The 13502-nt window shown below is 62.4% G+C and carries 14 protein-coding genes and 1 pseudogene; 3 read left to right on the top strand and 12 right to left on the bottom strand.

Going from position 1 to position 13502, the window contains the following annotated elements:
* Positions 1-11: 11 nt before the first annotated feature.
* Positions 12-1004, top strand: coding sequence for an AraC family transcriptional regulator (locus NKJ06_RS09215; protein ID WP_352809689.1), 993 nt, complete (start codon positions 12-14; stop codon positions 1002-1004).
* Here NKJ06_RS09215 and NKJ06_RS09210 read toward each other — a convergent pair.
* The gene (locus NKJ06_RS09210; protein ID WP_352630711.1) at positions 1001-1846 is read right to left on the bottom strand and encodes a MurR/RpiR family transcriptional regulator; all 846 of its coding nucleotides are present in this window, start codon (positions 1844-1846) and stop codon (positions 1001-1003) included. The genes NKJ06_RS09215 and NKJ06_RS09210 overlap by 4 nt on opposite strands.
* A 155-nt stretch (positions 1847-2001) precedes the next feature.
* Between NKJ06_RS09210 and NKJ06_RS09205 the strand changes: the two genes are divergently transcribed.
* Entirely contained in the window at positions 2002-3111 is a 1110-nt protein-coding gene (locus NKJ06_RS09205; protein ID WP_352630583.1) for a Gfo/Idh/MocA family protein, read from the top strand.
* 209 nt (positions 3112-3320) lie between these two features.
* On the opposite strand, the gene NKJ06_RS09200 is transcribed toward NKJ06_RS09205, so the two are convergent.
* The gene (locus NKJ06_RS09200) at positions 3321-4016 is read right to left on the bottom strand and encodes a helix-turn-helix transcriptional regulator (RefSeq protein WP_352630585.1); all 696 of its coding nucleotides are present in this window, start codon (positions 4014-4016) and stop codon (positions 3321-3323) included.
* 128 nt (positions 4017-4144) lie between these two features.
* Between NKJ06_RS09200 and NKJ06_RS09195 the strand changes: the two genes are divergently transcribed.
* A complete protein-coding gene (locus tag NKJ06_RS09195; RefSeq protein WP_352630587.1) occupies positions 4145-4780 on the top strand; it encodes a LysE family translocator in 636 nt (211 codons plus the stop codon).
* 203 nt (positions 4781-4983) lie between these two features.
* Here the strand turns inward: NKJ06_RS09195 and NKJ06_RS09190 are convergent, their stop codons facing one another.
* The 10 genes and pseudogenes from NKJ06_RS09190 to NKJ06_RS09145 all read right to left on the bottom strand — a co-directional run.
* Positions 4984-6075 carry a 3-deoxy-7-phosphoheptulonate synthase gene (locus NKJ06_RS09190; RefSeq protein ID WP_352630588.1) on the bottom strand — a complete coding sequence of 364 codons (1092 nt, stop codon included), beginning with the start codon at positions 6073-6075 and terminating at the stop codon, positions 4984-4986.
* A 208-nt stretch (positions 6076-6283) separates the two neighbouring features.
* Positions 6284-6934: a DUF6904 family protein gene (locus tag NKJ06_RS09185; protein ID WP_352809668.1), complete on the bottom strand. Its 651-nt coding sequence runs from the start codon at positions 6932-6934 to the stop codon at positions 6284-6286.
* Between the two features lie 44 nt (positions 6935-6978).
* A complete protein-coding gene (locus tag NKJ06_RS09180; protein ID WP_352630591.1) occupies positions 6979-7401 on the bottom strand; it encodes a type II toxin-antitoxin system VapC family toxin in 423 nt (140 codons plus the stop codon).
* Entirely contained in the window at positions 7398-7664 is a 267-nt protein-coding gene (locus NKJ06_RS09175; RefSeq protein WP_352630592.1) for a type II toxin-antitoxin system Phd/YefM family antitoxin, read from the bottom strand. Before NKJ06_RS09175 ends, NKJ06_RS09180 begins: the two co-directional genes overlap by 4 nt.
* A gap of 208 nt (positions 7665-7872) precedes the next feature.
* The gene (locus tag NKJ06_RS09170) at positions 7873-8667 is read right to left on the bottom strand and encodes an SDR family oxidoreductase (protein ID WP_352630593.1); all 795 of its coding nucleotides are present in this window, start codon (positions 8665-8667) and stop codon (positions 7873-7875) included.
* A 23-nt stretch (positions 8668-8690) separates the two neighbouring features.
* Positions 8691-9692 (bottom strand): inositol 2-dehydrogenase, encoded by a 1002-nt coding sequence (gene iolG, locus NKJ06_RS09165; protein ID WP_352630594.1) that lies wholly within the window; start codon positions 9690-9692, stop codon positions 8691-8693.
* A gap of 118 nt (positions 9693-9810) precedes the next feature.
* On the bottom strand, positions 9811-10578 hold the full coding sequence (locus NKJ06_RS09160; RefSeq protein ID WP_023761106.1) for an ATP-binding cassette domain-containing protein: 768 nt from the start codon (positions 10576-10578) through the stop codon (positions 9811-9813).
* A 2-nt stretch (positions 10579-10580) separates the two neighbouring features.
* Positions 10581-11657, bottom strand: coding sequence for an ABC transporter permease (locus tag NKJ06_RS09155; RefSeq protein WP_352630596.1), 1077 nt, complete (start codon positions 11655-11657; stop codon positions 10581-10583).
* Positions 11658-11757: 100 nt separating this feature from the next.
* Positions 11758-12699 carry a sugar ABC transporter substrate-binding protein gene (locus tag NKJ06_RS09150; protein ID WP_352630598.1) on the bottom strand — a complete coding sequence of 314 codons (942 nt, stop codon included), beginning with the start codon at positions 12697-12699 and terminating at the stop codon, positions 11758-11760.
* A gap of 580 nt (positions 12700-13279) precedes the next feature.
* Positions 13280-13502: pseudogene (locus NKJ06_RS09145) on the bottom strand (LacI family transcriptional regulator); the annotation flags it as partial.

Raw genomic sequence — 13502 nt, 5'->3', positions numbered from 1 at the left:
AAGACCAAGAGATGACGCCCTGTAGGAAACGCCGCGCGCCGAAAACTCTCCGGCTCTTGCCTAATCCTCTCATATGGGTTGCGCGGCCCCCGTGGATGCGCGAAGCTGACATCATGAGCGAGGCATTGCAGGAGCTGATCGAAATCGCCGGCCGTCATGCGCGCGGGCGACGAACGACAACGGCGATCCCCCGCGTTTCGATCGGCCGCAGCGAAGTCGCCACGGCGCCGATGGCGGGGGTATGGGGGTCGGGAATCCTGTTTGTGCTGCAGGGCGCGAAAACGGTTCTGATCGGAGACCGGACCCTTCGCTACAATCCCGCCAGCTATTTCATCTACACAGTCGACACACCCACCATCAGCCAGTTGGTCGAAGCGAGCGCCAAGCATCCCTACCTGGCAATCGGCTTCGCCCTCGACCTGCAGGCCGTCGCCGCCCTCCTCGTCGAGCACGAACCGGCGCTCGGCGGCGACAGTTTCTCCACCTCGCCCGTCAATGAAGACCTGCTCGACGCATTGCGGCGAATAATGCGGCTGCTCGACCGGCCAGGGGAGATTCCCGTGCTGTCGGCCATGCTCGAACGCGAGATGCTGTTTCGGCTGCTGCAAGGCCCCCAGGGCGCAAAGCTTCGCCAGCTTGCGCGCGCCGACGGCCATCTGTCCCGGATTGGCCAGGCGATCGCCTGGATCCGCGCACATTGCCATCAGCCGGTCCGGGTCAGCGATCTGGCCGAAATCGCCCATATGAGCAACGCTGCATTCTACCGCCACTTCAAGGCGGCGACGGCCATGAGCCCGATCCAGTATCAGAAACAGATCCGGCTGCTGGAGGCGCGCCAACTGCTGGCTGCCCAGCCAGGCAATGTTGCAAGCGTCGCCTTCGCCGTCGGCTACGAGAGCGCTTCCCAGTTCAGCCGGGAGTATGCCCGCCAGTTCGGATCGCCGCCCGCGCGCGACGCAGCCCAGCTTTTGGCGGCAGGCGAGGCGTCTGTAGAGGTCCTCTAAATTTTGCGCTTGCGGCCTGTGTCGCGTCGCTTCTCGCCGACGCCGACGGTCAGCGCCATGGCCAGCGCCATCGTTGCCGATAGCGAGCGGAAGCCGGCAAAATCGGCCTCGGCAACCTCGAACCAGACCTTGGCGAACTGGGCGAGCGGCGAAAACGAGCTGTCGGTGATGGCGACGATCGGCACGCCCTGTTCCGAAATGCTGCGCGCCTCTTCGATGGTGGCCGGCGCATAGGGCGAGAATGAGATGGCGATGACGGCGTCCGCCGGCGTGGCGAAGGCGATCATCTCGGCATTCAGGCCGGCGGCTGATTCGATCAGCTGGTTGCGGATCTTCAGCTTGCCCAGCGCATAGGCGATGTAGGACGCCACCGGATAGGAGCGGCGCTTGGCCAGCACATAGATGGTCTCGGCCTTCGCCAGCAACGAAATCGCATCTTCCAGATGCGTGTCGTCCAGCGTGCGTGAGATGTCGTTGAGCGAGGTGGAGGCGGCGGCGACGAAGCCGTCGAAGATCGCCCGGTGGCCGGCGGCGCCCTCGGCCTTGGCGCGCAAGGCTTGCAGCCTTTCATCATAGGATGAGTTGCGCTCGCGCAGCCGCTCGCGAAACACCTGCTGCAGGCTGGTGAAACCGTCGAAGCCGAGCTGCTGGGCAAAACGGATCAAGGTCGAAGGCTGCACGCCGGCCGAAGCGGCGATGCTGGCGGCGGTGCCGAAGGCAATGTCGTCGGGATTGTCGAGCGCATAGGCGGCGATCTGGGCGATGCGCTTCGGCAGGCTTTCGCGCCGATCGAGGATCGTTGCGCGCAGCGTCTCGAAGTCGCGAGGTACCCGTTCGTCCATCGTCGCCCTGTCCAAGCTCATGCGTGAAGCGTCCCTCTGTGCCTCATCATAGTGAACCTGCGCAAGAACGCCATAAAAAATGAGGCAGACGTTCCATTCCAAGATAAAATGGACTAATTCATCCACGCAACGCTTCAGGCAGTGGAGAAACGGAAATGGTCGGCGTCGGTCTCATCGGCACGGGTTTCATGGGCAAATGTCACGCCATCGCATGGAGTGCCGTCGGCGCCGTCTTTCCCGATGTCGCCAAGCCACGGCTTGTCCATCTCGGCGAGGTCAACGAGGACCTCGCCAGGCGCAAGGCGGGCGAGTTCGGCTTCGCCAAGGCGTCCGGCGACTGGCGCGCCGTCGTCAACGACCCGGAGGTCGATATCGTCTCGCTGACCACGCCCAACCAGTTCCATCCGGAAATGGCCATCGCCATCCTCGAGGCGGGCAAGCATCTGTGGTGCGAAAAGCCGATGGCGCCAAGCTTCACTGAGGCCGAAGCGATGGCGGCCGCGGCGAAAAAGTCCGGCAAGGTCGCGGCCCTTGGTTACAACTACATCCAGAGCCCGGCGATCCGTCACATCGGCGCGCTGCTCGATGAGAAGATCATCGGCGAGGTCAACCATCTGCGCATCGAGATGGATGAGGATTTCATGGCCGATCCCGAGGCGCTGTTTTTCTGGAAGCACGAAGCCGCTTCCGGCTACGGCGCGCTCGACGATTTCGCCGTGCACCCGCTGTCGCTGGTTTCCGCCCTGTTTGGCCGCGTCGCCAGCGTCATCTGCGACATGGCCAAGCCCTATGCCGACCGCAAGGTGGCCAGTGGCGGCCGTCGCGCGGTCGAGACCTACGACATCGCCAGCGTGCTCATGCATCTGGAGAACGGCATTGCCGGCACGCTGCTTGTGAACCGCTCGGCCTGGGGCCGCAAGGGCCGTATTGCCGTCCAGATCTTCGGCTCGAAGGGGTCGATCCTGTTCGACCAGGAACGATCGAACGAATTCCAGCTCTATCTCACCGCCGACCGCCCGACCGAACAGGGCTACCGCACCATCTTGGTGGCGCCGCACCACAAGCCCTATGACCTCTTCGTTCCGGCGCCGGGCCATGGCCTCGGCTTCAACGATCTCAAGATCATCGAATGTCACGAACTGCTGACGCGGCTTGCCGGCAAACCGGCGCGGCTCATCGAATTTGCCGAAGGGCTGGAGATCGAGCGCACGGTGCACGCGATGGCGCGCTCCTTCGAGGAAAAGCGCTGGGTCGATGTGCGGTAGAGCCACGTAGTTCGTCGAGACGGGGTAGGTTGCCGACTCTCGGCAGACAAGATTTCACCATTCATTTGGTGACCCGTCGCAGACATTCGCGATTGGCCGACGCCTCCCTGACGCTTCGCCCCAGGATGACGAAGCAACGGGCGTTTCGACCAATCCCCAAGGCATGCGACCTGCCAAGGTAAGCACCACGCCAAGTATCTGCGGTCACCTCAGCCGCCGGCGGCCGGAGTCTCCCAGCCGTTGACCCAGACCTGCCGCAACCGGTCGCCCTCGCCCTTGAACCGTAGTCCCGTCGCCTGGCAATCTTCGATCCGGTCGCTGCGGAAATTGCGGATCGCCTGGCGCAGCTCGCACCAGGCGACGATATTGGCGGTTTCGGCGTAGTATATCAGGGCGATCGGGCGGACGAGTCGCTCGGAGGCGCGGCCCATTTCGTCGCGATAGGAGAGGTCGAGCTTTTCCTCGTCGCGGATGGCGCGACGCACCAGCGCCAGATCGATCGCACCGGTCGAGGGTGCGGCAAATCCCCATGCATGCAGCGCATTGGCGTCGAACGCCTGGCGCAAGGGCGGCGGCACCGCACCGGCGATCTTGGCGCTGACGCGCTTGGCCGCCTGCTTGAGCTCGCTGTCCCCGGTGCGCTCCAGCAGCGCCAGTGACAACACGATCGCCTCCATCTCCTCGATCGAAAACATCAGCGGCGGCAGGTCGAAGCCGGGGCGCAGTATATAGCCGATGCCACGCCCGCCCTCGATCGGCACGCGCATCGCCTGCAGTGCTGCGATGTCGCGGTAGATCGAGCGCACCGTCACTTCCAGCCGCCCGGCAATCGTTGCCGCCGTCACCGGCTGCCGCGCCAGCCGCACGATCTGGATAATCTCGAACAGGCGTGACGCCTTGCGCATTTTTCACCCGGATTCCGATCGCAACTGACACACCATCGTCAGTTGGGCTGACCTATAGGAGCGCCTATCGAATTGAGAATCAATACATTCCGCTGCGGCCTGGCCGGGCGAGGCGACGGGCAACTGACATGGACTACGCGGGAAATCTCTGGCTCTTCTGTCTCCTCCTCTTCGGCATCATCATCGTGCCCGGCATGGATATGCTGTTCGTGCTTGCCAATGCACTGACCGGTGGCGGCAACAGGGGACTTGCCGCGACCGGCGGCATTATGCTGGGCGGCATGGTGCATACGCTGAACGGCGCGCTCGGCGTCGGGCTGCTGATGCATTTCGTGCCGATTCTCTACAATCCGCTGCTGATTGCCGGCGCCGCCTACATGGCTTTTATCGGCCTGACGCTGATGCGCAGCTCGATCAAGGTTGGCGACGAGGGGCCAGCCGGCAGCCGCTCGGCATGGAAGGCGTTTCGCCAGGGGCTGGTGATCTGCCTGATCAATCCGAAGGCCTATCTCTTCGTCTTCGCGGTCTATCCGCAATTTCTGAAGCCGGCCTACGGTCCGATCTGGATGCAGGCTTCCATCATGGGATTGATGACGATCGCCATGCAATTTGCCGTCTATGGCGGGCTCGCCATCACTGCCGGCCGCAGCCGAAATCTCCTGGTCGCCAACCCCCGGGCGACCGCCTTTGCCGGCCGAGCGGCCGGACTGCTGCTGGTTGCGGTCTCGGTATTCACGGCATGGGAAGGACTGAGAGCAGGGTAGGATATGGATTTCTTGCGAAGAGGACCCCACCCTAACCCTCCCCACAAGGGGGAGGGAACGCTGCCGCGCACTCCAATTCGATCCTTTTGGCGCCTGAAACGTCGGCAGTTTGCCGTTGTCAGCGCCGACTGGAGTCTCCCTCCCCCTTGTGGGGAGGGGTTAGGGGTGGGGGTCCGTGCCGGGCAAAGGCCGGCAATAGTGGCTCAGGCAGCCCCCTGGCGGCTGTCGATCATGGCGCGGCGCGCTGAACGGCGCCACTCGACGGCGCGGGCAAGGCCGTGCAGCACCGTCTCGGTGGTCGCCCAGTCGATGCAGCCATCGGTGATGCTCTGGCCATAGACCAGCGGCTTGCCGGGCACGACATCCTGCCGGCCGGCGACGAGATTGCTCTCGATCATCACGCCGATTATGCGCTCGTCCCCCGCCGCGACCTGACCCGCGACATCGGCCGCCACCTTGGGCTGGTTCTCGGGCTTCTTGGCTGAATTGGCGTGGCTGACATCGATCATCAAACGGGGCGCGACACCGATGCGGGCAAGCTCCACTGAGGCGGCCTCGACGCTGGCCGCGTCATAATTCGGCGCAACGCCGCCGCGCAGGATGACGTGGCAGTCCTCATTGCCGGTGGTCGTCGCAATGCCGCTGCGCCCGCCCTTGGTCACCGCCATGAAATGATGCGGCTGGGCGGCGGATTTGACGGCCTCGGCGGCGATCCGCAGATTGCCGTCGGTGCCGTTCTTGAAGCCGACCGGGCAGGACAGGCCGGAGGCAAGCTCGCGGTGGATCTGGCTCTCGGTGGTGCGCGCGCCGATCGCGCCCCAGGCAACGAGGTCGGCAATGTATTGCGGCGTGGTCATGTCGAGGAATTCGGTCGCCGCCGGCAGGCCGAGATTGTTGACGGCGGAGAGCACGTTGCGCGCCATCCGCAGTCCCTTGTCGATGTTGAAGCTGCCGTCGAGGTCGGGATCGTTGATCAGGCCTTTCCAGCCGACCGTCGTGCGCGGCTTTTCGAAATAGACCCGCATCACGATCTCCAGCCGGTCCGACAGGCTCTCGCGCAGCGCCGCCAGACGGCTGGCATAGTCCACGGCGGCGACCGGATCGTGGATAGAACACGGGCCGACGACGACCAGCAGCCGATCGTCGGTGCCGTTCAAGATAGCGTGGATGGCGTTACGTGAAGCGCTGACGGTGCGCGTCGCCGTCAGCGTGCGCGGTATTTCCCGCATCACCTGGTCCGGCGTACTCAATTCCCTGATTTCCTTGACCCGAAGATCATCTGTGGTGGTCAACACGGCTTTCTGCTCCTGTTTGGGGAACCTGCCGGCTGAAACAAAAAAGCCGCCAGGTATGGCGGCTGTTTGGATCTTGTTGCTGCAATCTTCAGATCGAGCGCAATCCTCCCGCCGCCAGCGAGCTCCTAAAGTACCAATACGTGGCGGTCAGGTTGATCATGCGGCTCATATAGTCGAAGCGGAAGCGCTTGTCACGTGCTTGATTGGCCTACCAGCGCGGATCAGGCCATTCGACGTTATCCCACTCCAGAAGGTCTCCAGGTGACAGAAGATTCTTCTCGCCACGTTGAAGGCGGTATGTGTAGAGGGTTTCGTACAGGGGTTCGAAACTGGATAGTAGGTCCAGAAAATGCCGCCTCCGCTCGGATTTTGACCATGAGCAGAAAATTGCGGTACGGCTCCAGAGACCATCGAAAACATTGCGGTATGCTGGATCCAGCCGCTGCCAATGCGCGACTGCTTCAGCGCCAAGCGCTGCGAAATCCTCCTTGAGAGCCTCCTCGATTACGGCTTCCAGAGCATAGACAATGGCCTGGGTTTTTGCGGTGTGTTCGAGATACGCCAGCGATACCCTCAGCATCCTTTGCTGAAGAAGAATAACGGGCCACAGCGCCTGGACACCATAACGGATGCCCATTTCCTCATGATCTGAGGGCGGGTGTAGAATCTCGCGTTGGCGTTCGTAGGCCTTCCGGACATCGTAGGCTAGATTTAAGAACAGGCCTTCCCTGTCCTTAATAAGCGGCGATCGGTCATTGACCTCATGCACGACCGTGTGGAGCCATTGAAGAGATGTATAGTCACCAACCAGTAGAATGCCGGCGTGATTTTTCAGTAAGCGATATGAAAGCAAACGCACCCTCCTGTCTCAGCCGGCTTTCTAGACATGCTGCACCGAGCGGCTCATTCAGTCCAGGGATCGAAGAGTCCAATCCCAAAGCCTTCGAAATCCTTCGTGTTGCGCGTTGCCAAGGTGAGTTCCCGCGCAATCGCCGTGGCTGCGATCAGGCCGTCCATCGACGACAGGCCGCGACCGTGGCGCTTCGCAAAGCCCATCAGGTCGCCCCAGGCCAAGGCAACTGGTTCATCCACCGGAAGGACCCTCTGCTCGAAGCGCTGCGGCAGGTCCCGAGCGAGCCACTCGGCCAGTGCCTCACGTTTCCGGCCCTCATCCATTAGGGCGACGCCACGCCGGATCTCGGCGATCGACACGACGCTGATGAATGAGCGGTCCTCATCGAGCCTGTCCAGCCAGTCCAGAACGCGTGCGTCCGGCGCCGGCCTTGTCACCTCGGACAGGACATTCATGTCGAGCAGCAGCCTCACAGCGGCAGATCGCGCGGTTCGTCGCGCTGACGCTCCAGGTCGAGATCGGCGCCGCGCAGCGGCGACTCCAACAGGAACTCCGAAAGCGTACCCTTGCGCGCGGTCTTCCGCTGCCATTCCTCGGCCGAGACGACAACCACGCTTGGTTTGCCGTTTCTGGTGATCGTCTGCGGCGAAGACTGCGCGCGCTCGATAACCTCAGAGAGCCGGGCTTTTGCCCCGGCGACCGTCCAGTTGGTATTCTCTTTGGGTGCAGACAGCATTGCGACCTCCATGACCAGTCTGACTATCTTGACTATATGGGAATGGCGATGCGGCGGCAACAGGGCGCGGGGGGCTGACCGATGGTAGCCAATTGGGGATGGGTCGAAGCCTCTCGACTCCGTCATCCCTGGGCGAAGCAGGAGCGAAGCTCCTTGCTCCGCCCGTGGATGACGAAGTGTTGGGCGTTTCCGCTGGACTTGCCTGCTGCTATTCCGGAGACGACCCGGCGATGCTCTGGTCGTAGTCGACCAGCGATCCGGTCATCACACCCGACTGCGGGCTCACCATGTAGCTGATCAGGCGGGCAAGCTGGTCCGGCTTGACCAACTGGCCCATCGGCTGCGCGGCTTCGGCCTTTGCCAGCCAGTCGTCCGGCGCGTCGTGCCATTTCTTCTGGACGATGTCTTCGCCCTCGGTGTCCATCCAGCCGGGCAGCACCGCGTTGCTGCGGATGCGATTGTGTCGATGCGCATTGGCGACATTCTTGGTCAGCGTCATCAGCGCGCCCTTGCTGGTGGAATAGGCCGTCAGGAACGACTGGCCGCAATGCGCCGACATGGACAACACGTTGACGATCGAGCCGGGTGCTTTTTTCTCCAGCAGATGCGCCACCACGCCCTGCATCAGGAAAAACGGCCCACGCACATTGGTGTCGAAGATCTGGTCGAAAAGCTCTTCGCTCGTTTCGACCAGCGAGCCGCGCGCCGACGTCGCGGCGGCGTTTACCAGCGCGTTGATGGTGCCGAAATGCGAGATCGCGGTGGCGACCGCACGCTTGCAGTCGGCCACATCAGAGACGTCGGCGCTGATGAAAATCGCGTCGACACCCAATTTCCTGAAATGGGCAACGGCTTTGTCGCCCTTCTCCTGCGAGCGGCCGATGAGCGCCAGCGCCCGGCAGCCTTCGTCGGCCAGCGCTTCGGCGACGGCGAAGCCGATGCCTTGCGCACCGCCGGTGACGATGGCGCGCGTTTTTGAATTGCGATCGGCTAATGCGCTCATCGCTCTGCTCCTGTCTGGATATCTTACTTTGCCGTGTCCAAGCGAACGGTCTTGCCTGTGGTCGCCGACTTCAGCGCCGCATCCGCCAGCTTCAGGGCCACGAGACCATCCGCGCCGCTTGGTGCCGCCTTCTTGCCCGACGTCGCCGCTGCGATGAAGGCAGCGATTTCATTGGCATAGGCGTCGAGATAGCGCGTCATGAAGAAGTCATGCAGCGGCGGGCGGGTGTAGCCCTTCTCGTTGGCCAGTTCGATCGACACCGGGCGCTGGTTCTCGGCCGCGATCATGCCTTTCGAGCCGTGCACCTCGATGCGCTGGTCGTAGCCATAGGTGGCGCGGCGCGAATTGGAGATGACGGCCTGCTTGCCGGATGCGGTTTCGAGGATGACGCTGACCGAGTCGAAATCGCCGGCCGCGCCGATCTTCTTGTCGACCAGCACCGAGGCATGGGCGCTGACCGCCACCGGCTCTTCGCCGAGCAGGAAGCGCGCCATGTCGAAATCGTGGATGGTCATGTCGCGAAAAATGCCGCCCGAGCGCTTGATGTAGTCGATCGGCGGTGCACCCGGATCGCGCGATGTGATGGTGACCATCTCGACGGTGCCGATAGCGCCGTCGTCGATAGCCTTGCGCACGGCGGCGAAATGCGGGTCGAAGCGCCTGTTGAACCCGACCATCAGCGTCGCCTTGGTCTTCTCGACCACGGCCAGGCACTTCTCGACGCGCTTGACGTTGAGATCGATCGGCTTCTCGCAGAAGATCGCCTTGCCTGCCTTGGCGAAGCGCTCGATCAGATCGGCATGGGTGTCAGTCGGCGTGCAGATGACGACGGCATCGATATCCCCGGATTTCTCGATGGCGTCGATGCTGCGAACTTCGGCACCATAGGCGCTCGCCAGTTCAGTTGCCGCCTTCTCGAACGCATCGGCGACAGCAACCAGTTTGGCCTGCGGATTGGAGCCGACGGCGCGGGCGTGGACCTTGCCGATGCGGCCGGCACCGAGGAGGGCGAAGCGAACAGTCATGAGTATTTCCTCTAGGGGGATGGGTTAGAGAGAGTTGTGTCCGCACCTTCCTTAGGAGGAAGGTGGCGAGGTTATTTCAAGCACGCATATCGCCCCAAAAACAGGGTGATTACCCTGTTTAGGCCGCGAGTTCCGCCTCGCCGGTCTTGGCGCCGGTGATGTAGGAGACGATATCGTTTCCGTCGGTGTTCTCCTTGCGCAGATTGGCGACGATGCGGCCGCGCCGGAACACGACGATGCGGTCGCAAAGGTCGAACACCTGGCGCATGTTGTGGCTGATCAGGATCAGCGGCTCGCCATTGTCCTTCAGCGTGCGGACGATGTTTTCGACCTGCGCCGTCTCCTGCACGCCAAGGGCGGCGGTAGGCTCGTCCATGATGATCAGCTTGGAGGCAAAGGTCGCCGTCCGGGCGATTGCCACGCACTGGCGCTGGCCGCCCGACATGTGGCGGATGGTGTTGGACAGATTGGGGATCTTCACCGCCGTGCGGACAAGTGCCGCCTCGGTCGCCTTGCGCATGTATTTGCGGTCGAGGATCGAGAACGGGCCGAGATTGAACAGCACCTTTTCGCGGCCGAGGAACAGATTCGACGGCACGTCGAGATCGTCGGCCAGCGCAAGGTTCTGGAACACGGTTTCGATGCCCGCCTCGCGTGCCTCGATCGGACCAGTAAAGTTCACTTCCTTGCCGTCGAACCAGATCTGACCGCTGGTGCGCTGCTCGACACCGGTGATCTGGCGCACGAAGGTCGACTTGCCGGCGCCGTTGTCGCCCATGATGGCGACATGCTCGCCCTTGCGTAGTTCGAAGTTAGCGCCTTCGAGCGCGTGCACGCCGCCATAGCGCTTGGTCAGGTTTTCGGTCTTCAGGACGATGTCTGACATGATCATGCCCTCATTGCCCGCAGGCGTTGGCGCCACTGGTCGAGAACCACCGCACCGACGATGATCACGCCCTTGACCATCTCCTGGTAGTAGGCGTCGAGGCGCAGGAAGGTGAAGCCGGAGATGATGACGCCGAAGATCAGCGAGCCGATCACCGTGCCGATGATCGAGCCCCGGCCGCCTGACAGCGAGACGCCACCGATGACCGCCATGGCGATGGCGTCGAGTTCATACATCACGCCCATGCCGGACTGTGCGGTCAGGTTCTTGGAACTCAATACCACGGCGGCAAGTGCTGCAAGCACACCGGCGATGACGTAGACGAGGATCTTGTGGTTGGCGATCTTGATGCCGGACATGCGCGCGGCGTCCTCGTTGGAGCCGATCGCGTAGCAATGCTTGCCGTACCTGGTGTAGGTCATGATCAGCTGGAACAGCACCGCCAGCGACAGGAAGATGATGACGGGCATCAGGCCTTTGCCGATGGCCGCGAAACCCTCGGTGGGAAACGAGATCGGCTGGCCCTTGGACCACCATTTGGCGATGCCGCGCGCGGTCACCATCATGCCGAGCGTGGCGATGAAAGGCGGAATGCGCGTGTAGGCGATCAAGGCACCGTTGACCAGGCCGGCCAGCAGGCCGCAGCCGATCGCGACCAGCACCGGCACGATCACGGGCAGATCGGTCCAGCCTTGCGCCAGGAACATCGCCTTGGGGTTGGGATTGCCGTTGACGGTCGCCACCTGGGCAAAACTCATGGCGATCATCGCGGTCGCGCCGACGATCGAACCCGAGGACAGGTCGATGCCGCCGGTGATGATCACTTGCGTCACGCCGATGGCGATGATGCCGACGATCGACACCTGCAGGATGATGATCTGTAGCCGTGCCTCGTTGAAGATCGCGCTGACGTCGCTGCGGGTGTTGAACAGGAAGCTGTCGCCAAGAAAGACGCGGCCGATCAATTCGAAGATGACGACGAGGATGATGAGCGCCAGGAAAACATTGAATTCGGCCGGCCATGTGCGCTTCTTCGCGTCATAGCTGACCCCGCCGACGCCATGAGATGTCTGTGCCAATCTTCTATCCTCCGTCAGCCGCGGTCGTCCCTTGCTGCCTTGCCGGCGCTGAGGGAAAGAGGAGCGGCGCTGTGAGAGCGCCGCTCCGTGTGCGTGCGGCTCAGTTCTTCTTCAGGAACTTGTCGATGTTCGCCGGCGTCACCAGCTGGAAGGGGACGTAGACCTTGTGTTCGACCTTCTCGCCCTTGGAGAGCTTAAGCGCCGCATCCAGCGCACCGGCGCCCTGGCCGGCCGCATCCTGGAACACGGTTGCGTCGAGGTCGCCCGCCTGCATGGCGGCAAGCGCGTCCTGGGTGGCATCGACGCCGCCGACCACGACCGTCTTCATGTCGATGTTGGCGGCCTTCATCGCCTGGATGGCACCGATGGCGCTTTCGTCATTGTTGGCGATGACGCCATCGAATGGCTTGCCGGTCGACAGCCAGTTGGTCATCAGATTCTGCGCCTCGTCGCGATTCCAGTTCGACGTCTGCTTGTCGATGATCTTGATGAAGCTGCAATCCGGCGTGGCGATTACCTCTTCGATATCCTTGGTGCGCTGCACGGCGGCCTGGTTGGAGAGCTCGCCCATGATCACATAGACATTGGCTTCCTTCTTGCCGGCTTCCGTGAACAGGCGGCAGACTTCCTTGGTCTCGAGCGTGCCGGAATCGGCCTCGTTCGAGGCGACGAAGGCCTGGTTGTCGGGCAGTGTGTCGACATTGACCGGCTCGCGATTGACGTAAACCAGCGGAATCTTGGCTGCGGCGGCTGCATCCGACATCGCCTGCGTGGCCGAGGTGTCGACCGGGTTGACGATGATGGCGTCGACGCCCGACGCGGCGAAATTCTTGATCTGGTCGAGCTGCTTGGCGACGTCGTTCTGCGCGTCCTCGACCTGCAGCTCGACGCCATCCATGCCCTTGGCCTGCTCGATCATGCCGTTGCGCAGCACGGTCAGGAAGTTGTCGTCGAACTTGGCCATCGACACGCCGACCTTGGCGGCAAAAGCGGATGAACTCATCAGCGCCGCGAAAGCGACGCCCAAAATCAGTTTCTTCATTGTCTTTCTCCTCCACATGCTGGTGTCCGGTTTCACCGATTTATCCGGAATCCCCGATCTCCCCGGGGAATCTCTCCCTGCTGTCGTTTCTGTTCCGGGTGACGCCTTGCCGTTTGCTGGAACGCCAAGCCCTCTGTTTGAAACAGATGTTCCGGAACGAAAGAACCAAAATACACAGTTGGTGAAATATTTATTCCATTTTGCCTTGAGGCGTCAAGGAGATTCCAAAACCGGATGCGCGATTTTCGGATGAGGGGCGCTTGCCGCGGAAGGAGCGAACGCGAAACGAGACGCAGACCTGGATCCGTGCCGTGACCGCTACCGAAGAATGCGGTGGCATAGAATGAAGCCGTTCTGTCGCGATCCTTCCCACCGCCCTCTGTCCTGCCGGACATCTCCCCCGCAAGGGGGGAGATCGGCTGTCATCCCGGCTTTTGCCAATCTCCTCCGTTGCAAGAGTGTGCGGAGCGCCGAAGCTGCCAATCTCCCTCCTTGCGGGGGAGATGGCCGGCAGGCCAGAGGGGGGTGCTGTCCCGCCGACATCTCACAGACCTCTGCACCAGTCTGGAACGTCAGAGCCCTAAATGTTCTCCGGCAAATAAATATCGAACGGCAGGAAGGTCTGGCCGGGCGCGTTGGCGGCACCCGTCTCGATGGCGTGCGCCATCAGGTCGACCAGTTCGCGGCACAGCGCTGCCAGCGGCGTGGAGATCACCATTGTCAGGATGCCATCCGCCAAGGCGGAGCGCGATGTCGCGTTGATCTCGTGGCAGATGACCGCGGGCATCTCGGCCGGCTTTGCC

It is taken from the genome of Mesorhizobium sp. M0293, assembly GCF_040321735.1.
Taxonomy (GTDB): domain Bacteria; phylum Pseudomonadota; class Alphaproteobacteria; order Rhizobiales; family Rhizobiaceae; genus Mesorhizobium.
This window is presented reverse-complemented; position numbering and strand designations above follow the sequence as displayed.

Excerpts from the sequence above, each read along its gene's own strand:
- NKJ06_RS09210 (WP_352630711.1), bottom strand. The coding sequence starts at position 1,846 with ATGGACGAACGGGTACCTCGCGACTTCGAGACGCTGCGCGCAACGATC.
- NKJ06_RS09170 (WP_352630593.1), bottom strand. The coding sequence starts at position 8,667 with ATGAGCGCATTAGCCGATCGCAATTCAAAAACGCGCGCCATCGTCACC.
- NKJ06_RS09195 (WP_352630587.1), top strand. The coding sequence starts at position 4,145 with ATGGACTACGCGGGAAATCTCTGGCTCTTCTGTCTCCTCCTCTTCGGC.
- NKJ06_RS09175 (WP_352630592.1), bottom strand. The coding sequence starts at position 7,664 with ATGCTGTCTGCACCCAAAGAGAATACCAACTGGACGGTCGCCGGGGCA.
- NKJ06_RS09215 (WP_352809689.1), top strand. The coding sequence starts at position 12 with ATGACGCCCTGTAGGAAACGCCGCGCGCCGAAAACTCTCCGGCTCTTG.
- NKJ06_RS09205 (WP_352630583.1), top strand. The coding sequence starts at position 2,002 with ATGGTCGGCGTCGGTCTCATCGGCACGGGTTTCATGGGCAAATGTCAC.
- NKJ06_RS09200 (WP_352630585.1), bottom strand. The coding sequence starts at position 4,016 with ATGCGCAAGGCGTCACGCCTGTTCGAGATTATCCAGATCGTGCGGCTG.
- iolG (WP_352630594.1), bottom strand. The coding sequence starts at position 9,692 with ATGACTGTTCGCTTCGCCCTCCTCGGTGCCGGCCGCATCGGCAAGGTC.
- NKJ06_RS09150 (WP_352630598.1), bottom strand. The coding sequence starts at position 12,699 with ATGAAGAAACTGATTTTGGGCGTCGCTTTCGCGGCGCTGATGAGTTCA.
- NKJ06_RS09160 (WP_023761106.1), bottom strand. The coding sequence starts at position 10,578 with ATGTCAGACATCGTCCTGAAGACCGAAAACCTGACCAAGCGCTATGGC.